At 62.4% G+C, this 22,331-nt stretch carries 6 protein-coding genes and 1 pseudogene; all 7 read right to left on the reverse strand.

Features of this window, described 5'->3' with window-relative positions:
- Positions 1–6: 6 nt before the first annotated feature.
- A complete protein-coding gene (locus ALO80_RS17195) occupies positions 7–771 on the reverse strand; it encodes a thioesterase II family protein (protein ID WP_055009864.1) in 765 nt (254 codons plus the stop codon).
- A 4-nt stretch (positions 772–775) separates the two neighbouring features.
- A complete protein-coding gene (locus tag ALO80_RS17200; protein ID WP_055009865.1) occupies positions 776–1,858 on the reverse strand; it encodes a Gfo/Idh/MocA family oxidoreductase in 1,083 nt (360 codons plus the stop codon).
- A pseudogene (locus ALO80_RS17205) lies at positions 1,855–11,368 on the reverse strand (SDR family NAD(P)-dependent oxidoreductase). Before ALO80_RS17205 ends, ALO80_RS17200 begins: the two are co-directional and overlap by 4 nt.
- Positions 11,355–12,581: an MFS transporter gene (locus ALO80_RS17210; protein ID WP_055009867.1), complete on the reverse strand. Its 1,227-nt coding sequence runs from the start codon at positions 12,579–12,581 to the stop codon at positions 11,355–11,357. The pseudogene ALO80_RS17205 and the gene ALO80_RS17210 overlap by 14 nt, the downstream one beginning before the upstream one ends.
- Positions 12,578–18,736, reverse strand: a complete 6,159-nt coding sequence (locus tag ALO80_RS17215; RefSeq protein ID WP_055009868.1) for a non-ribosomal peptide synthetase — start codon at positions 18,734–18,736, stop codon at positions 12,578–12,580. The genes ALO80_RS17210 and ALO80_RS17215 overlap by 4 nt, the downstream gene beginning before the upstream one ends.
- 60 nt (positions 18,737–18,796) lie before the next feature.
- Positions 18,797–20,542 (reverse strand): ABC transporter ATP-binding protein, encoded by a 1,746-nt coding sequence (locus ALO80_RS17220; protein WP_055009869.1) that lies wholly within the window; start codon positions 20,540–20,542, stop codon positions 18,797–18,799.
- Positions 20,539–22,320, reverse strand: a complete 1,782-nt coding sequence (locus ALO80_RS17225) for an ABC transporter ATP-binding protein (protein ID WP_055009870.1) — start codon at positions 22,318–22,320, stop codon at positions 20,539–20,541. Before ALO80_RS17225 ends, ALO80_RS17220 begins: the two co-directional genes overlap by 4 nt.
- Positions 22,321–22,331: the final 11 nt, after the last annotated feature.

Raw genomic sequence — 22,331 nt, forward strand, 5'->3', positions numbered from 1 at the left:
TTCCCGTTACGGATGGAAAGGGCTGATGCTCTGCTCGATGAACGTCAGCACGCGCGTGGCGAAAGCTCTGGGGCGTTGTGTGAGGTAGAAATGATCGCCGGCCATGACGTGTTGCTGAGATTCGCCACACAGCCAGTGCTGCCAGGCACTGACTTCGTCCTGATCGGCTTCGGGGTCGTGACTGCCATGCAGCAACAGGGTCGGCGTCTGCAGGCGCTGACGACTCGGATGCAACGGACGGTGATAGCTTTCCGTGGCTTGAAAATCGGCACGCAGCAAGGGCATGAACAGTGCCAGCAGGTCCGGGTTTGCCAGCAGCGCCTGGCTGACACCACCGATGGCCACCAATTGTTCGATAAAGCGCTGGTCGTCCAGGTGACTGAGCAGGCGCCTGCCGCTTAGATGGGGGGCATGACAGGCCGACAACACCAGTCCTGCGGGCGGCGTGCCTGCCTGTTCCAGCAACAGACAGGTTTCGAAGGCAACCTGCGCGCCCATGCTGTGCCCGGCCAGTATCAGGGGCTGGCGTTGTGTGGCTGGCATCGTCTGAATTTCGGTAGCAAGGCTTTCGGCGAGAGGTTGTACATGACGCAGACAAGGTTCGTGCATACGTTGATCGCGGCCCGGGTAGATCGCCAGCGTCAGGTCCAGGCCCGGTTCGTCGAGCCCGCGCCAGTTGTGAAATGCTCCGCCGCTGGCACCGGCAAACGGGCACAGCAGTATGTGGTTCTGGCACTGATCTGTTTGCAGAAACGGTCGCAACATCCCCATGCGATCAACCCTCCGCCCGCAGTTGCACGGCATCGATGATCGGCGGCTTACTGACCGTGCGCTGTTCGGCAGGTCCGGCACAGCGCAGGATGTCTTGCCAGAGTCTGGCCACCGCTAACTGATAATCAGCCTGCAGCCCGTCGATACGGGGCTGGCCCTGCAGGATTGCCAACAGTTGTTGCAGCAGCCAGCCGACCCCGGCGGGGCCTTCGATTTCATGAGCGCTTCGCCAGTGGCTCGCTGCCGGGTGCAACGGCATCGCGGTGGCTTGCTGCAGATAGTCGGCCTTGCTGGTGTACAGGGTCTGCCGATCATCGTCATGTGCTTCGGCATGCAGCACAGGTGTCCAGTTTACCGGCCCATAGCTGGCATCCAGCGAAAGGTAGCCGCTGGGCCACGCCAGGTTCAACTGATGCATGACCAGGCTGTGCAGGTCGGGATCATCGGCCGCCATCCAGCTTTGCAGGCGCAGCAGCACGCGGCTGTCCGGCAGGTTCAGCGACAGGGTATGAAAGTCATCGTCGCAATCGAGCCGGCTGACACTGACGTGTCCTGCCAGATCACAGCCAAGTGCCTGAAACAGCAGGTCCAGGCCCGAGTAGAGCAGCTGTCGACTGGTGGTCAGTTGTGCCAGATTGGGCCTGCGGCCGTCGAGCAGCCGCGAGATGCGCTGCGCTGTCCCTGTCCAGCAGCGGCCTGCATCGGTGTGCGGGTAAAAACTGTTGACGATGTACTGACAGCCCATTCGGGCGGCCAGTTGTTGATGCCGGCCGATTTCATCCGGGTGTACCGGGTGCTCTTGAATGACATGCAGCCCACGCCGCAGCAGGCTGTCGGTCAATTGCCCGCCAGCCCCGCCGACCACGGCCGAGCGCACCACCACGCAGGCAATATCCAGATCGTCCGGCAGTTGCTCGACATCGGTATACAGCGCTATGCCAAACGCATTGGCCAGCGCTCTGGCACGTGGGCTGCCGTTGGCCAGCAGCCCGGCCAGTTGCAAGCCGGGCCGTTCGACGAGAAAACTGTTGACGTAAAGCTCTCCGAACTTGGCGCCGACAATAAGCACCTTCAATGGTGTATTCATGGGTGACTCTCCTTATTGAGTGGCGGCCAGCCAGGCGCTGATCGACGCCGCAGTACGCTGGACCTGATCCCTGTCGAGCAACAGTTGCCAGTGATCACACGGCATCGATTCGCGGTGTGCCGTCGCAGCCCGGTCCTGCCAGTCCTGCTCTGCAGGTCGCCAGTGCTGCGGACGGCTTTCGGCGCTCAGCCACAGACAGGGAAGGTCCAGCCGTGGTGGCTGCGGGTGTTGCGCCAGCAGCTTCATCAGGTGCTCGATGCGTTGCAGCCACTGTTCGGCCTGCTGCGGTTGCGGTGGGTTTTTCAGCACGCCGGCCTGCGTGGCGCTGTTTATGAAGACGTTCAATTGTTCAGCGGGCGGCAACCGTTCCAGATCGTCAGGCAGTGCAATGCCTTTCGAGCCCTCGGCCATAAGGCGCAACAGGCCCGGGCGATCCTCGAAACTGAAGTCCTGACGGCAGACCGGGTCGAGGAGAATCAGGCGGACCTGCTCGCCCTGGTGCCGCAGCAGGCGCGCAGTTTCTTCGGCCACGAACGTGCCGTAAGACCAGCCCAGCAGCACATAGGGCCCGCTGGCCTGTTGACGACGAATCGCCTGCAGATACCGAGCGGCCAGCGCCTTCAGCGAGTCGCTGCCCAGAGCATCCGTCGCGTGCAGGCCGAATACCTGCATGTCCAGCGCCTTTGCCAGCGGCAGATAGGCACTGACTTCGCCATCCGAAGCATGGAAGACGAACAGCGCACGTTCGTTGCGACCTCTGACCAGTGCCAGAGGGTTGTCATCGGTCAGGGCGCTGGGGCTGGCCAGCGTGGAGCAGAAATCACTCAGCCGAGGGTTATCGAACAGGTTGCGCAGGCTGCTTGCGGAATGCCCCATGCGGTTCAGGCGAGCGATCATGCGCGTGGCAATCAGGCTGTCGCCGCCGCTGAGGAAAAAGTTGCTGTCGGCGTCAATGTCTTGCCCGAGCAGTTCCCGCCAGAGTTGCAAGACAGCATCCTGCAGTACCGGATCAACGTCCTGACGCGGCGTGGATTCGCCGGCCTGTTGCGGAGTTTGTCTGGTTGCAGGCGCAGTAAACACATGCTCAACCTGACGCAAGGTCAGGGGCCATTGCGCGGGATGTGGCTCCAGCTGTTCAGCCACGGCAGCCAGGTCCAGATGGCTGACGCCTTCGGCACGGGCGAGCATGAAGTGCTGACGCATGCTGTCGTCAGCCCGTTGCGGCCAGTTCATGACCCAGCTGAATCCCGACGCCTGCACAGCGCTGCGCCAGCGCGGCAGATCGAGCATGGCCTTGTCGTCCTCGCTGCGTTCGTCTGCAAAGTTGCTCAGTCCTTCGATAAAACCGATGCTCGCCAGTTGCAGCGCGCTGTCACGTTCGGTGGCCTCCAGCAACAGTAGATGTCCGCCGCTGCGCAACAGACGGTGCAGACGCTTCAGCGAGCGTGTGACATGCGCGGCGTCGTGCATCACATTGACCGCTATCACCAGGTCGTAGCCTTGCGCCGGGTGCTGGCTGAAATCCACTGGTTGGTTGACATCGAGAATCGAGCAGGTCAGCTGCGGCCAGGCCGCGAAATCTTCCCGCGCCTGGGTGAGGAACAGGCTGGAAACATCGGTAAAGCGGTATTCACTCAGATGGCTTTCGAGCATCGGCAACACATGGCGGGTTGTCGCGCCGGTGCCCGCACCGACCTCCAGCACTCGCAAGTCGCGTCGCGTTCCTGCCAGGGCTTTGGCGGTCTGCGCCAGTGCGCTGTTCAGGCAGTGCAGCACCGGGTTGTTGCTGTAGAGGGCCTTCACAACGGCATCGCTGTTACCGAACAACAGGCTTAACGGCGAACGATCACCACGCAACAGTTCTGGGTGCTGCTCGATACAGGCGTCAAGATACGTGCCGAGTGTCTGGCTCCACTCGGCGTCGGGAAGTGTTTCGCCATAGCCATTAGCAGCCTGATGTGGCAAGGCCAGATAATGCTGTCCTTCCTTTTGCAAGTGACCTTGCTGACAAAGCATCGCCAGCCACTGGCGCAACAGTCCCGCAAATTGCGGCATCGCTCCCAGCCGAGTCATCACCTGCGCCAGGTCATGGCGCTGACCGGCTTCGCTGAACAGTCCGTGTTTTTGCAGGGTGCTCAGAATGCCCTTGCGAGCACGGCTTTCCAGGGCCTGCCAGGTCAGATCAACCTCTTGGCGTTGCCCTTCACTCAGCCGCGGCAATTCGCTCAGTGGCAGTGGCAGTGGCAGTGGCAGTGGCAGCGGTGCATGAATGCCATCATCGACCGTACTCGGCTGCTGGCTGAGCAACTCCCCAAGCAGGGTGCGTTTTTCTCTATCGACACTGACGCGCGCGGTCTGCACACCCGGCGCACGGCGCAATTGCGCTTCAAGCAGTTGCGGGTCAAAACGCTCGCCGTCCAGGTTTACCGACCAGTCATGGCGCGGCAGCTCGGGCGGGCGGTCGAAGCCTTGCGGTTGGTCGGCCAGCGTTTTCAACAGGTCGCAATAGGTCTGGAACAGGCTGTCAATCAAGCCGTCGGCAAGCACGTCCTCCATGCAATACCAACTGAACACCAGCTCACCGTCGATTTCCATCACCTGATGGTCAAGCCAGACTTGCGGCGTTTGAGTAAAAACGTACACCGGGTCGCCGAGGGTCGAGGTCATGGCCTGATCGATGGCTTTGCCGTCCAGCGACATGCCGAGCATGCTGGTGAACACCACAGGCATCGCTGGTTGACGGGTATGGCCCTGGCGGCGTCCGAGCTCGCGCATAAGCTCTACGCCGTTCACTGCGGTGTGTGCCAGGCGCTGCCAGAGTCGTGCCTGTGTGTCGATCATGACCTGGCTCGGGCTCTCACCGTGTCCCAACTGGAAATCGATCAACAGCACTGACGTGAAGTCGCCAATCAGTTGCTGAACCTGCGGGTGCAAGGCTCTACGGTTGAAGTAGGTCAGGTTGAGGGTGAATTCCGGAGTGCGGCTGACGCTTTCCAGGGTCTGCGCGAATAGCGCCAGCAGCGCGGCAGAGGGCGTCACGCCCAGGTGCTGGCAGTGCGCCTTGAAGCGGTTCCATCGCGATGCGTCGAGGCGGGCCTGAACGGTCCGGAAACGTGGCTGGCCCTTGGGCAGTTCGTCTGCCAGCGGCAGTTGCGGCGCGCCAGGCAGTTGCTCGAGGGTGTCCTGCCAGTAGCGCCAGGACTGTCGCCATTGCAGGCTGTCGCGCTGCGCCAGGTCAGCCATTACGTAGTCGCGGAAGGTCAGTTCGAGAGGATCGAGTGCCTGACCGGCGTAGGCGATGGCCAGATCGTCCATCATCACTTTGAAGCTCTGCACATCGAACAGCAACAGATCAAGGTTCATGTGCAGGCGGCAACGCCCGGCGTCCAGTTCGCTGACCGTGACTTCGAACAGCGGCCAGCAGTCACTGGGCAGCACACGATAAGACATCTCTTCACGGATGCTGAGCAGGCGTTGTTGCTGTTGTTCCGCGGGCAGTTCGCGCAGGTCGTTACGTGGCAGGTGATACCAGGGTGTGTGTTGCAGGATGCGCTGACGGCCGTCACTGTCGATCACCATGCGCAGCATGTCATGGCGAGCGATCAGAGCGTTCCAGGCGTGCTCGAAGCGGCCCAGGTCAAAATCGGCATATGCCTTGTCCCATTCAAACAGCACATGGCAGGCCACACCGCCGTAATCAATCAGGTCGGTACGACCCAGCCAGTAAGCATGCTGGATCGGCGTCAGTGGGAAGGGCTCGAAACGGCTGTCAGGCTGCGGCACGATTGAAGGGGCACTGTCGGCAGCCGCCGTTTTCCCTGTACTCGACAATAACAGTGCGCTCAGGCCGCGAATGCTCAGGTCTCTATAGGCTTCTCCGGCATCCAGACGAATGCCCAGTTGGCGCTGGATGTCGCTGCTCAGCTCAAGGAACAGCAACGAATCGAGACCCAACTGCATCAGATCCTGATGCTGCGCGGGTGCAGCGTCAGGGCTCAGGCGCAACTGACGGCAGATGCAGGCGCTTAGCCATTGGCTAAGCGCCTGCTGATCGACCTGCCGATCGCCGGTCATGCCGGGTGCGGGGAGAGCATCGTTCCGGGAAGAGCCTTTTATGGGCGAACGAGTCACGGGTTGCTCGATAGTCTGCGTCAGCAATCGGCGGCGCGGGTCGATGCGTTCAGGGTCTATGCGCATCGCCAGATGCCACGGCACACCGCGCATGACTGCCTGTTCCAGGTGCCACAGGCCTTCGCCGGTTGTCAGCGTACCCATGCCGCCCTGCGCCAGCCGGGCATGCAGTTTATCGTCGGCTGCGCGTCCGGTTTCACCCCAGGCACCCCAGGCAATACTGACGGTGTGCAGGCGGGCGTCGACCTGCGATTCGGCGAGCCCGTCCAGATAGGCACTGGCCAGTGCATGAGCCCCTTGACCAGCTGCGCCCAGACTGGCGGCTGCGGAGGAATACAGCAGCAGGTAGCGACCCTGGTCGGCAAGTGCAGCCTGCAACTGGCGGGCTGCCGAGCATTTGACCTGCAACAGCGGTTGCATGCGCGCAGCGTCGAGGTTGCTCAGCGGGGTGTCGTCCAGCAGGCCGGCGCTGTGAATCGCGCCGCTCAGGCCGCCGTCGGCGTGTAGTTCGTCGAGGCAGGTCGCCAGCGCAGCCTGGTCGCTGATATCACAGACTACCCAGCGTATTTCACAGCCGTATTGCTGTTGCAGCGTATCGATCCATTGTTCGCCATCATGCGGACAGCGCGGTGCGAGCAGGGCGATCCGCGATGCCCCCTGATCGATCAGCCAATGAGTGCTCAGACGACCCAGTCCGCCAAATGCGCCGGTCACGATATGCCAGCCAGTGTCCTTGAAACTTTGCGCAGGCAGGCTTGCGCTCTGATGAGGCTGGACGCTCAGTGTCTGCACTTGTGCGACACCCTGGCGCACCGCAATCCAGCGTTCACCGTTCTGCGCAGCGCTCAAGCCTGGTAGAAGGTCTTGCCAGTCGCTGCCGTCCAGGTCAATGACAGCCAGAGCGCGCTGTGGTTGTTCGGCACAGGCAACCCGCAGCAACCCCCACAGCGCTCGTTGCTCGGGACATACAGTGCGATGTGTACCCGGTGACCAGGCGTTGCGGGTTACCACCAGCAAGGGGTGGTCAGTGGCGGTCAAGGCCTTGAGCACCTGGCTGGCAACTTCTGCCAGCGTGCCGTCCTCGACGATCAGCAGGCACGCTGTGGCGTTTGGGTCATGGGCAATACCAGCCTCGGCCAGGGCCGCCCGGACACTGGCCGGTTCGATGCACAGCGGCGCATTCGACGTATCGGGCACCTTGGTCGCTGTCCACTGCCAGGTGTAATGGGTGCCAACGGCAGTCTGCGGCGCGGGCAGCGTAGAGCGGGGCGCAGGCTGATTATCGGCGCTGCCCAGTAGCTGCCAAAGCCCTTGATTGTTGCAATGTCCGAGTTCGACCCGTGCAACCCCGAACGGGTCGGCGCTCCAGCGCAGGGTCAGGTCTGCCAAGGATTCGGGCAGCGGTACGCTCCGGGCGAATACCGGCGTGCGACGCGTATCGCCGTAGCGCGCCGCCAGTTGCTCGCATGCGTGCTGCAAGCGGGTCTGCCAGCGCTGCGGCTGGCCTGCGCAATCCGTCCAGTCAGGTTGATAGAAGTGTTCGCCGAGCTGCCTGCCCAGTACCGCGTTGCCGCTGTCGCGACCGACACTGAGCGGGGCGTGCGCAATGTTCGCTGCCTGAGTCCGCGCCAGCAGGATGTGTTCGCTGATGCCGGAGGTGGCGCTGCCATCGTCAGGCAGCCAGTCCAGGCGTGCGAAGCCGTGTTCCATGCATTGTTGCTGCCAGTGTTCGGTGGACAGAAACAACTCGCCGCCACGTGCCTGCTCGTCATGCAGCGGCAATACCAGCGGACCGAAGACAAAATCGAACAGGCGCATCGGGCGAGTGATTTCACGCATCAGCAAAGCGCCACCCGGCTTGAGCAACGGTCGCAGGTTTTGCAGCGTATGACCTATATGCTGCGTGGCATGGATCACGTTGGCGGCGACGATCAGATCATAGTGTTCAGCTGGAAAACCCTGCTCGGCGGCAGGTTTTTGCAGATCGAACAGGGCGTACTCGACAAAGTCGTATTCGCTGAACTTTTCTTCGGCACGACGGCTGAACAACGCTGATATATCGGTGAAGCAATAACGTACATCGGCGACGCTGCTCAGCTCCGGCAGCAGCCAGGCCGTGGTGCCTCCTGTGCCACCACCGACTTCCAGAATCCGCAGCGGGCCGCGTCCGGACTGCTGGTGTTCGCGGATCAGCCCGCTGACCACGCCTGCTGCGATCTGGTTGAAGTAACGGCCGAAGCTGAATTGCTGATACAGCACTTCCACGCCGCTGGAGGCGCTTTCCGGGAAAATTACCGAGACTGGCTCGACGGCTCCGCTCATCATGGCGAAAAGTTGCTCGCCTGCCCGCTCAACGGTGTCGGCGATCACGTCCAGCCCTTCGCAGCAACTGCGCAGTTCTGCGAGCAATGTCGGGTACTGCCCGTGCGGCACGGGTCTGGCGCTTCGATAAAGGCCGCGCTCATTGGCGTAGTAGCCATCCTCGACACAGGCATTGAGCAACCGCACCAGCAGTTGCCGATGACGTGGCAACAGCCGACCGCCGCGCAGAATGCTCAGCGGGTCGACGCCCCGGTCGATGGTGTCCTGAACACACTGGCGAACCATCTGGTCAACATAGATCGCATGCAGGCGGGTCACACATTGATACAGGCGCTCCAGGCGTGGCAGGTCCAGGTGGGCACCTTCCTGCAACGCAACCTTGCGACCGGCTTCCAGCAAAAGATCCTGCGTCGTCGCGACAGGCTGCTGCGGCGCATCGCACCAGTAGCGTTGTTCATCGAAGGCATACAGCGGAGCCTGGACACGCGTGCCGACCGAGGGCAGCAGGGTGCGCCAGGGCAAGCTGGCACCGGCGGCGAACAGGCGCAACAGGCTGTCATGCAGGACGGCGGTGTGCGGTTTGTGTCGGCGTGCGCTGGCGATCCAGTGCACACCGGCGTGTTCCAGACGCGTGCCTATCCCGGTCAGCGGTGCATCGGCACCCAGCTCCAGTGCGATCGTCAGGCCCGTTTGCACTGCATGAGTCAGCGCCTGGTGGTAGCGCACCGGTTCACGCAGGTGCCTGCGCCAGTAATCGCCGCGTTCCAGTTCAGCCTGGGCGAGGGGTTGGCCGGTCAGGGTCGAGATCAGCGGTACTTTCGCAGGGGCCGCGCGCAGCCCCGCACTGGCCTGCTGGAATTCATCGAGAATCGGCTCCAGCAAGCGAGAATGTGCTGCGCCCGCCACGCTCAGGCGATTATGACGAACGTGTCGCTCTTGCAGCGCTTGCGCCAGCGCATCGATGCCGTGACGGTCACCTGAGGCCACCAGATGCTGCTCGGCGTTGTGCACGGCGATTTCCACGCCATGTTCGAGCGCCAGAGGCTGTAGTGTTGCCACGTCGCAGAATACCGCGAGCATTGAACCTTGCGCCGCGCACTGATTCATCAACCGGCCACGGGCGATCACCAGCGGCAAAATGTCTTCCAGCCGATAAATCCCGGCGATGACCACCGCGGCAAACTCACCTACCGAATGGCCGATCAACAGGTCCGGGGTCATACCCGCTTCGCGCCAGTGAGCTGCCATGGCCACTTCAAAGGCAACGATGGCAGGTTGCGCGTAATCCATGCGGTCGATCAGCGCTTCGTGCTCGCCGAACATGACCGACTGCAACGAGGGTTGCAGGTGCGCGGCGCAGACTGCAAAGCTGCGGTCCAGGCTCTCGCTGAAGGCTTTCGACTGACCGTAAAGGCTTTTGCCCATCCCGGCCCACTGACTGCCTTGACCACTGCACAGCCAGACCTGCGCGCCCTGGCCTGGCTGGCCTTCATACAGCAAGGCATCGCTGCCACCCTGGGCAAACGCCTGGAGCGCCGGGGCGGTTTCTTCGTGCAACGGCACCGCCAGACGGAACGGCAGGTCCAGTTGCCGGGCATGCAGCGCCGTGTGTGCAAGGTCAGCGGCAGCGTCTGCGGCATACAGACGTTCGGCGTAAAGGCCCGCCAGCTGGCGCAACGAGTGCTGGCTGGCGGCGCTGAGCAACAGGGCACTGGCCTGCGCTTTCGGGCATGGTGCGCGCAATGCGTCGGGCAGGGCTTCGACGATCACATGGCAGTTGGTGCCACCAATGCCGAATGACGACACACCGGCACGGCGCGGCCCTGCTGGCCATGCCCGGTCCTGGGTAGGAATATAAAACGGACTCTGTTCAAGCTGCAGCGTCGGGTTGACCTGCTCGACATTGATGCTTGGCGGAATACGCCCATGATTGACCGCCAGAATAGTCTTGATCAGGCTCGCGATGCCGGCGGCAGTATCCAGATGGCCAAGGTTACCTTTCACCGAGCCCAGGGCACATCCACCGATATCCGTGCGTCGTGCGAACGAATCGCGCAGCGCTTGAACCTCGATGGGGTCGCCGAGCGGGGTGCCGGTACCATGTGCTTCGAGCATGCCAATGCTGGCGCAGTCGATATCGGCCAGCAGCAGGGCATCCTCAATGACTTCACGTTGACCGACCACCGAGGGAGCGGTGTAGCCGACCTTGTGATGACCGTCGTTATTGATCGCGCTGCCACGTAGTACCGCCAGCACCGGATCGCCGTCACGCAAAGCGTCTTCCAGTCGACGCAGGGTCACGGCACCGACGCCGTTGCCGGCAAAGGTACCCTGGGCACTCGCGTCAAAAGGGCGGCAGCGGCCGTCCGGCGAGAAAATCATCCCTGGCTGGTAAAGGTAGCCGGCCTGTTGCGGAAACGACACGGCTACGCCACCCGCCACGGCCATCTCGCATTCGCCGCTGCGCAGACTCTCGCAGGCCATATGCACCGCGACCAGCGAGCTTGAGCACGCGGTCTGCACGCTCATCGCAGGGCCGCGCAGGTTGAGTTTGTAGGCGGCGCGGCTGGCCAGGTAATCCTTGTCGTTGCCCATCAGCGCCTGCAGGCCCTTGACCTGTGCGACTTCGGTGACGCGAATAGCGTCTCGGCCCGGGTATGTACTCATGCGTCCCGAGGCAAATACGCCTGTTTTATGCGCGACTTCGCGGGGTGCGAAGCCGGCGTGTTCCAAGGCATGCCAGACGATTTGCAGGAACAGCCGCTGCTGCGGATCGATGGATTCCGCCTCCTGACGCGAGTAGCCGAATAGCGCGGCGTCGAAGCGGTCTGCGTCGTCAATCACCGCGGCGACATTGACGAAGTCCGGGTTATCGATCAGTTCCGCGGACAGTCCTGCGGCGAGCAGCTCTTCACGGCTGAAGTGGCGGCTGCACTCGCGACCGGTCAGCAGGTTCTGCCAGTACTGGGCACTGTCGCGGGCTTCGGGAAAACGGCAGGCCAGGCCGATGACCGCAATGGGCTCGCTGGTGCCGTAGGTTTCTTCAAAGGTGGGCATGGAGGACCTCGTGTGCAGGCGTGGAAGACGGGCTGGCAGGCGTGCTGCGCTCAAGGCGGCGACACAGGTGCCGGGCAGGCCACAGGCAGATGAAGGCAATGCTCGCCAGTATCGCGAGCAGTGGCGGATAGCCCAGGTAATGAGCCGACTGCAGAGCTGCGATCGATGCCAGCATGGCAATTGCAGCATCGACCGACTGCAGCAGGGCGTAATCGGAGGCCGGCTGGTGCGGGCGGACCACGCCCATCAGCAGGTTGTAGAGGGTGACGAAGCCAATCGCGGCGGCGATATTGACCAGACTGAACAGCGTCAGCCATGCAGCAAGGTCGTAGATACGTGCGCCAAGTGCTGCCGCGAGAGCAATGAGCGCGTGCAGCAACATGGCCGGCAGCAGGCACCGCCAGGCACCGAAGCGCCTCGCCATCCAGCCGCCGAGCAATACGCCGATGGCACTGGCGACTGTGCTGTACAGCGTCGAAGCCATACCCAGCTCGGCGAGGCCCAGGCCATTGTCCATCAACAGCACGGTCTGAATCGCCATCAGTCCGCGCATTGCCAGGTAGTAAATGGCTGTCAGGCACAAGGCCGGCCACAGCGCAGTGAAGCTGCTGCGATCCAGCCTTGGCTTGACCGCCGGCTTTTCAATGCTATTGCTGGCCGGCAGCAATCCCGTCGGCAGCAACAACAGCAGCGAGACCATCGACATGCCGATGAAACCGATACGCCACCCCCAGCGCTCGGCCAGAAACAGGAACACAAATGAACCGAACACTATGCCGAGGTAACTGCCGCCCACTTGCGCGGTGTTGGCAAACGGACGGCTGGCGGCGTCGCAGGTCGTGATCGTGATGCCATCGGCGTAGATATCATGACTGGCGGACAATAGCGCCAGCAGCATCAGCCCGGCCATGATCGGATAGAGTGAGTGCTCAGGGGCCAGAAAGCTTATCCCCAACAGCGTCAACGCCATACCCAGTTGCAACAGCACCAGGCTGCCCAGGTAGTGATTGCCACGCAGTGCCAGGCTATGACGCTCGCACCAGGGTGCCCAGAGAAACTTGGCTATCCAGGGCAGGAACGTCAGTGACAGTAGGCTGAGACTGGCCAGATCCAGCCCCTGATGGCGGAAATAACCGACCACACCCTGCAACATCAGTGCGGTGAGCATGCCTTGGTGCAGGTAGTAACACCAATAGGGCAGGTAGCGGCTCATGACCCGCCTCCGGTGCGCCGCAACCTTCTGGCGTTTCTCTGCGTCAACTGGGCGTGCCGGGGTTGTTCCCGCGCATCGTTTGCCGGTTGCGTCCGGCTCAGGTGCCGCGCCAGCGCTCGGGCGTTGGGGTAGCCGAACAGATCGGTGGCCTGCAAATGCCGATGGCCCTGCTGGGTCAGCTTCACATGCAGTTGCACCAGCTTGAGCGAACTGGCACCTGCGTCGAAGAAGTTTTGTCGGCAGTCATGCAACTTCAGACCGACCACCTCCTGAAAGGCATGCCGGATCTGTTCGACAATCTGTTCATCAGCCTGTTGCTCAGGCTCATGAAGCAGCGGCTGAATGCGTGGCAACATCGCCACACCCGCACCAGGCTGTCCGGGGGTAACCAATTGTTCCAATGACAGGGCCCAGGCCTGGGGTTCATTGGCCAGGCGGTTGAGCAGGGCAAGGTACTGATCGAACATGCTGCGCAGGACGCTCGGTTCGAACAATGCCTCGACCGCGTCCCAGTTCAGGCACAGATCGCCTTCGGACTCGTATACCTGATGATCCAGCCAGACTTGCGGGGTCTGCGAAATACCCCAGACCGGCTTGAGCCATGACGATTGGGCCATGAAACGGCCCTTGTCGAACCCCAGTGCGCTGGTAAAGACCACCGGCATTTGCGCCGCAGCCATGCCGTGGCGACTGGCCAGTTCACGCATGACACGGATCGCAGAGTGATCGCGCTGGGCGAGATCGCGCCACAGCCGCTGCTGCAGGCGCTGAGCACTGCCTATCCAGTCGGCGACGGGCTGCCAGGCCAGGAGTAACAGCGAGGTGAAGTCACCCAGCACCCGGTCGATATGCGGATGCAGCGGTTGACGGTCGAACAGGGTCAGGTTGAGACTCAGCTCTCGCTGACTGCTCCATGCCGACAGCACTGCGGAAAAAGCGCTGAGCAGCAGCCCCGAAGGCGTCAACTGATGCCGATGGGCCTGGTCTTTCAGACGTTCCCAGCAGGCGGCGGGCAGACGCTCGGCCAGGCGCACAAAGTGTGGCGTACCGACGTCGCCCGGCGCGCAACGCAGCGGCAGACGTGGTGCTGGCGGCAGATCATCGAGACGCCGTTGCCAGTACGCCTGAGCACCGGGTGAGGGCGGCAGGCTGGCGCGCAGGCGCTGATAGTCGCGGAAGCCGATATCGACAGGGGCCAGCACTTGCTCGGGATGCAGGTACAACGTCTCGAGCTCGGCCAGCAGGATCTGCATGCTCATGCCGTCCAGCAGCAGGTTGTCGAGGCTGATAAATATCCGGCTGTGCGAGCTGCCGTCTTCGACTATTTGCGCATCGAACAGCGGCCACTGCACGGCATCGAGCACCTGATGGGACAATCGTTCGCGCAGTGCGATTGCTTCGCTGCCATCCAGTGTGGTCACCCGGTGACGTCGAGGAATGAACGCCGGCACCTGCTGCAGAACCTGCAACATGCCGTCACGCACCACAGCACGCAGTATGTCGTGACGCTCGATGAGCCGCTGCCAGGCATTTTCAAACAACGGGATATCAAGCCGTTCGACGCTGAACTCGACAAAGAAATGCGCGCCCACACCGCCCAGCACAAACCCTGACTGACGCCCGACCAGATAAGCCTGTTGTATTTCACTCAGGGCAAACGGCTCATATCGGCCTGTCGGGTCATGCTCAAGCCTGGCCGTTGGCCGCGACTCTTCCACCAATGTTGCGGCAAAGGCATGCAGGGCGGGAAAGTTGAACAGATCATCGAGCCGGGCGCGGTAGCCGTGGCTGCCCAGTTCACCGATCAGCCGGGTTGCCAGGAGGCTGTCGCCGCCAAGCTGAAAGAAGTGGCTGTGGCGATGCAGTGCGCCGGTTTGCAGCAGGTCCTGCCAGAGCTGCGCCACCACCTGTTCGCGAGCGGTCTCGGGCGCTTGATACTGATCGGGATGTGCACTGGCTGGTTTGCACAACTGCCCCAGTGCCTGATGGTCGATCTTGCCGTTGGCGGTGAGTGGCAGTGCGTCGAGAAAGTGCAGGCGTTGCGGGATCATGTAACCGGGCAGTTCGTTGGCCAGCGCCTGGGCCAGCCGGGCTGGGTCAGGGCGATACAGCGCGTCGGGTGCGCGCAGGATCAGGCGTTGCATGGTGCCCAGTCGGTCCATTCCGTGCGGGGTCAGTCCGGCCTGGGTCAGTAACGCTTGCCAATGTTCGGGGTCGCGCAACTGTGCTGCTGCACTGTGACCGTGGCTGAGCAGGTCGGCGCTGATCAAGCTCAGCGCCGAGGAGTGAGCCAGTTCCAGCACGCAGATCGCAGCACCAGGTGCGCAGAGACGTATCCATCGGGCGAGCGCTGCTTGCGACGTTTCAATGCGATGCAGTTGATTGTTGATCAGCAGCACGTCGGCGCTGTGGGCAAGCGTCTGACGCGCACTGTCGGTGTCTCGGAGAGCACTGCCATGCGCGAAACCTGCGAGACGTTCGCCTGCCTTGAGGACCATTGCCTGTGACGCATCAAGGGCGGTGTACTGCACCTGCGATGCGTCGAGTCGCTCCAGCAAGAACAGCCCGGTCACGGCGCTGCGGGCACTGGCTTCGATCAGTCGTACCGGGCGTTGCAGGCGACGACTCAGATCGGCCAGCGAGATTGCCAGCGCGTCGAGGGCTTCGCGACTGCCGGACGCATGCATCAGCAATTGCTCGGGAGCCCAGTAAGGATGCTCGAGCAGGGTCTGAGCACTGCGCTTGTCATGGAGTATGTCGCGCAATGTGTCGTGGTGCGCATGCAGGGCTTCTGTCAGCGCATAGGCAGAATCGTCGTGCGGCGTTGTGTTCGTAGCGGAGTGGCTGAGTCGCCACGCGCCTTCGGCATCGCGCTGCAGGTGGCCTTGTGCGGCCAGCCACTCCAGCCAGCGGTTCAGCAACGGTTGCCAGTGTTCCTGGCAACCGTAGGACTGCACCACCGTAGCGGTGCTGACAGGGTCGTTGAGGTGTACGCCATTAAGTGCCAGGTGCCGGACCAGAAAATTGGCCAGCAGACCCTCCGTGGCATCCGTCGCTGCGGTTTCGGGCCTCAGCCAGTCAGCGTAACTGGACGGTGTGAGCGGGTCGGCTTCCACGGCGCTGCAAAGGCTGGCACCGTTCGGCACGACGAAGGCCACCAGACTCCTTTCCCGGTCGCCCGGTGCCATGCTGACGGCTGCCTTGACGCCTTCGAGCCGGTTGAACGCTGCATCGATTTCACCCAGTTCGATGCGGTAGCCACCGACCTTGACCTGCTTGTCGCGACGGCCAAGGAATTCCAGCGTACCGTCCGGCCAGTAACACCCCATGTCGCCCGTGCGATACCAGCGCTCACCGGCCACGTCGACGAACTGGCGGGCGCTGCGTTCGGCGTCATTGAAATAACCCTGGGCAACACCCACACCGCCTATCCACAGCTCGCCAGCTACCCAATCCGGGCAGTCTCGTCCCAGTTCGTCGACCACGCGATAGCGCTGGTTGGCCAACGGCTGGCCGTAGGGAATCGAGCGCCAGTGCGGCTCTACCCGATTCACCGTGCAGGTATTGGACCAGATCGCCGCTTCCGTCGCGCCGCCCATGGCGACAAACCGGCCATCGTCGCGGTACCGGTGATAGCGTTCCGGCAAGTCCAGCCCGATCCAGTCGCCGGAAAGCATGACCAGCCTCAGGCTCGCCGGAATGTGCAGATCGAAGCCTTCGCTGTAGGTCAGCAACATGTCCAGCAGGGCGGGCACACTGTTCCACAGGGTAATGCGATGCTGATCAATCAGCCTGCACCACAGCGCCGGGTCGCGACGTTGCTGTTCGTTGACCAGCACCAGTGAAGCGCCTGCGCCGAGTACACCGAAGATGTCATAGACCGAAAGGTCAAAGTGCAGCGCCGACAGGGCCAGCACGCAGTCTTCGGGGCCGACGCCATGTCGCTGGCTGATGTCCATGCAGGTGTTCAAGGCACTTTGGTGGCTGATCACCACGCCCTTGGGTTCGCCGGTCGAACCCGAGGTGTAGATGATGTAGGCCGGCTGTTGTGCGCTGACCGGCACCTGGTGCCGAAGCGGCTCGCTGCGGATTGCCTGCTGCCAGGTCAGGGCATTGCCGATGTCGCGCTCCTCAGGCTCATCGGCGCTGGTCAGCACGCACCTCACCCCGGCCCCTGCATAGATACCGATGCGCCTCGCCAATGGCTGGTCCGGTGGCACCGGCACATAGATCGCACCCGCCTTGAGAATGCCCAGTACGCAGATAATCTGACCAATGTCCTTGGCCATACTGACAGCAACCGTTTCGCCCGCTTCGACGCCCAGGGCCTGCAGGCTGCCTGCCAGCCGGCTGGCTTGATCGGCCAGTTGGGCGAAGCTCACCCGCCGCTGGTCCTGAATCAGTGCGGTAGCCTGCGGGGTACGTTCTGCCTGGGCGAAAATCGCGTCGTGCAACAAACCCTCAGGGAGAGGCTGCCTGGTGGCATTGGCTTGTTCGCGGACAGCCCGCTGGGCTGAGGGCATCAGTTCCGGCAAAGGCCGTGACCACTGCGCGGGGGTTGTCACCAGCGCCATTACCTGCTCGAAGTAGACGTCGAACAGCGTTTCGGTCAGCCCCTCGGGAAACAGCTGGTCATTGCTGTCCCACTGCAGATAGACCTGCTCCTGATGCTCGAACGCGAGGTGGTCGATCCACACCTGTGGGGTCTGGGAAATGCCCCAGCCGGGTGCACCCAGCGTGTCCTCCGTGGCTTCGCCAAACAGCGGGCGGCCGAGGTTGCTGGTGAACACCAGAGGCGCACCGTGCGGATGGCGCTGGCGTTTCTTCAACTCGCGCAGCACCTCGACCCCGGACCACGCGCTGTGTTCGTAAACCTCGGCAAACGACTGCTGATTGGCCCGCGCCAGTTCAGCGAAGGTTTGCCCGCAGCAGTTCACTGGCAGCGTCAGGATATTGGTGAAGTCGGCGATCATGCCGGCGACCGCAGGGTTCAGAGGCTGGCGGTCGAACAGGGTGAGGTTGAGCAGCAGCGATTGTTGCCCGCTCCAGCGTCCCAGCACCGCACTGAATAGTGTGGCCAGCGCCATGGTCGGGGTAACGCCGGCGGCTCCGGCGTGGTCTTTGAACGCCTGCCACTGCGTGGCATTCAGCTGCCCGCGCCGGCGGCAGATGCGCACCTGTCCGATGCGCTCGGGGTCCTGCGCCAGTGGCAGGATCGGTGCGAGGGGCAGGTCGTCCAGACGCTCGAGCCACCAGGTTCTGGCGTGCTGGATGCGCGTCTGACCATCGCGTTCGAGCTGTGCCAGGTAACTGCAAAAATCGTAATCGACGGGCGAGGGCGCAAGCGGGCGTTCGTCGATCAGCGCGATCAGTTCTTCGAACAACTGATTGAAGCTGGCGGCATCAGCGACCAGCAGGTCAATGTTGACCAGCAGTCTGTTCCGCCCGTCGGGCAACAGGCACAGCTGGAAATCGAAGGTCTCGCCGTTCTCGACATTCAGACGCCGATGCCCCAACTGTTCTCGCAGCTTCAACAGTTTTTGCTGGCGGTACGCGTCATCCTTGTCACGCAAATCATGAACCTTGAGACCCGGCCATGCCGAACGCGCCTGCCATTGTTGACGACCGTTGGCCAGAAATCGCGTCTTGAGCATCGGGTGACGTTCGATCAGTCGATAGATCGCCGCTTCCAGTACCTGCGGTGTCAGGCCGTGGCCATCGAACTCCTGATACAGATGGCAGCCGACGCCCCCCAATGGCTGCTCGCTGGAGCGCCCTACCAGATAGGCGTGCTGCACGCTGGTCAGCGCGAAGGGCTGGCCGCCACTCATGAGTGGCAGTGCCTGATCTTTCCGAACAGTCTCGGCGGTATCGTTATGAATGGCCGCAGTGCCCAGCAATTGCTGCCAGCCGTGCAGCGTCGGCTGGTCATAGAGGTCTTTGAGGGTCACTTTGAAACCCTGGCGGCGAAACCGATTGAGCCAGGCCATCAGGTGCATCGAGTCCATGCCCAGCTTCAACAGGTTGGCGTCTTCAGCGAGCAGTCCGGGAGACAGACGCAGTTGCCTGGCAATTTCCTCTGCCAGCAAGGCGGGGTCGAATGCTTCAGGTGGCGTACCGCGAGCAGTCGAGGCTTTTCTGGTCGATGTGTACATGGTAAGACTCCATCCAGACAAGTACTCGTGCCGCGCTCAAGGTGGCGCGGCGCAGGGGTTTCAGGTGTGCAAGTGCCAGTTCCTTGCCTGGCTCTGGCGGTTCCACAGGCGGGCGTAGAGCCCTTGCCGCGCCAATAGCTCATCGTGGCGGCCCTGTTCCACAATGCGTCCGCGATCCATGACCAGAATCTGGTCGGCGTGCTGGATGTTGTGCAGACGATGGGCGATGACCAGCACTGTACGATCGCGTACCAGCGCGTCCAGGCCCCGTTGAATAGCGGCTTCCGAAGACGGATCGACGCTTGAGGTGGCTTCGTCGAGCAGCAGGATCGGGCTGTTCTTGAGCAGCGCCCGAGCGATTGAAAGGCGTTGCCGTTCACCGCCCGATAGCCAGCCGCCGCCCTCGCCAATGCGCGTGGCATAGCCCTCGGGAAGCGCCTCGATGAATGTGTGGGCGTGGGCCTGGCGGGCAGCGTGGATGACCTCTTGCTCGGTTGCGTCGGGTCTGCCGACCAGCAGGTTGTCGAGCACCGTGCCGGAGAACAGCGTGACGTCCTGAAAGACCATCGATATCTGCTTTTGCAGGTAATCGCTGCCGATGTCCCGTGCCTCGATGCCGCCAATGCGTAACTCACCGCTGTCGATGTCCCAAAGGCGGGCGACCAGATGCGCCAGGGTACTTTTTCCCGCGCCGCTGGGGCCGACCAGCGCGGTCAGGGTCCCGGCGGCAAGGCGGCACGAAAGGCCATCGATAACCGGCGCCTGCTCTTCGGCGTAGCTGAAATTCACTTCTCTGAGTTCGATATCGAAGTGCGCGGGCTTGCGCGGCTGAATGGGTTCTGGCATCGGTTTCAGATCCAGCAATCGCTCGGTGCGCATCAGCGCACGATGGCCAAAGCGCAGCAGCAGAACGGAGAACCCCAGGTCGATGCTCTTGCGATACAGCGGCCAGGCCAGCACGGTGAAGATAATCAGGTGCTGGATGCTCATCTGACTGTCGAGCAGCAGGTTGCATCCCAGCAATACCATGAGGATGAAACCGGCTTCGATGACCAGGCCGAACAGGCCGACCCACACAGCCGGTTTCAGTTCGATGCTGACCATGGCCTGGTGTTGCTCGTCCAGGACTGTATTCAGACGCTGCAAAGCGCTGCCGAAACGGCCGAAGCTACGAATCACCGCAATGCCCTGGATGTATTCCAGCAGCGCTGACTGAGTGCGGTTGCTGGTGGCCAGCAGTTGGTCGGCGTGGAGCAGCGTTTTACGTATCGCCACATAGATCGTCAGCGCGGCCAGCGGCAACATGGCCAGCACCGCGCAGGCAAGGAGGGGTTCCAGCCAGAACAGCAGAATCAGAATAAACGTCAGTTCGGCCAGCGACAGGGCGAACACCCCGAGGAAGTGCGACCACAGGTGCTCGACCATGGCCAGATCACTGGTGACCTGCGCGCTGATTTCGCCGCTGTTGGCCGTCGCGAACCAGCCGAGCGGCAGTTTCTGCAAATGGTCGACCAGACGCAGACGGGCATTGGCCATCATCGCGTAGGCACCGGTAAATATCAGCGGTGTGCCGAGGGCTCCCACTGCGATTCGTGCCGCCAGACAGGCAAGCATGCCCAGTGTCAGCCAGACCACGTCCCAACCCTGAAGCCTACCCTCGAACAGGCTTGCCAGCAGCCAGTACAACAGCAGATAAGGAGCGGCGCTCAACAGGCCCTCAACGACCGCCAGGCGCAGCCCTTGATTCAGGCGTGGATCGCGTTGCCCTGCCAGGCGTTCGCCCGCACGCATCAGACTGTAAATCATGCGGGTTCTCCACTGCTCAGTTGCCATTGGCGGATGCGGGTGTGGTCCTTCCAGAGTTGCTGATACAACTCGCAGCTTTCGAGCAATTGCTCATGGCGACCGGTGCCGAGTACCTGCCCCTGATCGAGGACGACGATGCGGTGTGCGGTGATGACGGTGTGCAGGCGATGGGCAATCATCAGGACGGTTCGGCCACGGCACAGATTGGCCAGTGCCTGCTGGATCAGCACCTCGTTTTCGCTGTCTGCGTAGGCCGTGGCTTCATCGAGAATCAGCACCGGTGCGTTCTTCAGCAGGGCTCTGGCAATCGACAGGCGCTGACGTTCACCCCCTGACAACTGCGCGCCGCCTTCGCCAATGGGCGTGTGGTAGCCCTGCGGCAGGCGCTCGATAAAGTCATGGGCGCACGCCGCACGTGCTGCGGCCTCGACACTTGCCAGATCGGCGTCGGGGTTTGCCAGACGCAGATTGTCGAGCACGGACCCGTCAAACAGATGAACGCGCTGGAACACCGTCGCGACCCGATCGAGCAGCGCCTGCAATGGCCAGTCGCGCAGCTCGGTGCCGCCCAGCGTAATGCTGCCGCTGTCGGCGTCGAACAAGCGACTGACCAATTGCGCCACGGTGCTTTTACCGGAACCGCTGGGGCCGACCAGCGCGGTCAACTGGCCCGCCTGAGCGCTGAAACTGACCTGATCCAGAGCCTGCCTTTCGCCGTAGGCGTGGCAGACGTTTTCCAGCCGCAGGTCCAGCGGTGTGTCGGGAATCTGCAGCCCGGCGTTGTCGCTCAGTGGCGAGGTGAGCAGCACACTGTTGATCCTGGCCAGCGCCGCGTTGCGCTGCACCTGATCGCCGAGCATGTAGGTCAGGCGCAGCAGGGGCAAAAGGGCCGCGGGTGCAAGCAACAGGAACAGCAGCAGAGTGTCCAGCGTGATGTCGCCATCCAGCAGCAACCACGCCCCCAGCGGAGCTACAACCATCAGGCTCGCGCTCAGCAGCCCCGAGAACACCACCCAGAACAGTGAACTCTTGCGGGCAAAGCCGGCTACCCACTCTGCTGCGCCACGTATATCGCTGCTCAGAGAGCCAAAGCGCAGGCTGGTCAGGCCGAAGCTTTTGACCACCTGAATGCCTTGCAGGTACTCGCTGAAACTTTGTGAAATACGTTGTTGCAGACTTTGCCATTGCGCCATGCGCGCAGCCGAGCCTTTCACCATCAGCATCTGCGCAAGAAACGCCAGCGGCAGCGGGGCGACACAGGCGAGTGCCAGCCGCCAGTCAACGATGAACAGGACAAGCAGTGTCAGTGGCGGCATGACTGCGGCTGAGATCGAATCAGGCAGCGAGTGCGCAAAGAACCCTTCAAGCGAAGCGACATCGTCATTCAATGTGCGGCGCAGGTCGGTGCTGCTGTGCTGGCTGAAAAAACTCAGCGGCACCTCACCTAAATGCCGGGCAATCCGGCTGCGCAGCCGACGCAGCAGTGCGAACGCTGCCAGGTGCGCGGTAACATGACTGAAGGTCATAAGCAGCCAGCGCAGCAGCACCGCCGCCAATGCCCAAAGGCCCCAGACCAACGCGGCATGTGCATCAGGCACGGGGCTCAGCAAAACCTGCGCGATCTTGTAGACGCACCACAGCGGCACAAGGCTCAGCAGCGTGGAAACCACAGCACAACTGATTGCCAGGGCAAACATCCCCGGAGCCAGCTTTAGCAGTCCGGTGTGGCTGAGTGGCCGGGTTGTGCTCGGGTCGACAGCATCATGATCGCGGGTCATTCGGCACTCCT

The organism is Pseudomonas caricapapayae (assembly GCF_001400735.1).
Lineage (GTDB): Bacteria > Pseudomonadota > Gammaproteobacteria > Pseudomonadales > Pseudomonadaceae > Aquipseudomonas > Aquipseudomonas caricapapayae.

Coding starts and splice junctions, on each gene's coding strand:
- ALO80_RS17195 (WP_055009864.1), bottom strand. CDS start 771: ATGGGGATGTTGCGACCGTTTCTGCAAACAGATCAGTGCCAGAACCAC.
- ALO80_RS17200 (WP_055009865.1), bottom strand. CDS start 1,858: ATGAATACACCATTGAAGGTGCTTATTGTCGGCGCCAAGTTCGGAGAG.
- ALO80_RS17210 (WP_055009867.1), bottom strand. CDS start 12,581: ATGAGCCGCTACCTGCCCTATTGGTGTTACTACCTGCACCAAGGCATG.
- ALO80_RS17215 (WP_055009868.1), bottom strand. CDS start 18,736: ATGTACACATCGACCAGAAAAGCCTCGACTGCTCGCGGTACGCCACCT.
- ALO80_RS17220 (WP_055009869.1), bottom strand. CDS start 20,542: ATGATTTACAGTCTGATGCGTGCGGGCGAACGCCTGGCAGGGCAACGC.
- ALO80_RS17225 (WP_055009870.1), bottom strand. CDS start 22,320: ATGACCCGCGATCATGATGCTGTCGACCCGAGCACAACCCGGCCACTC.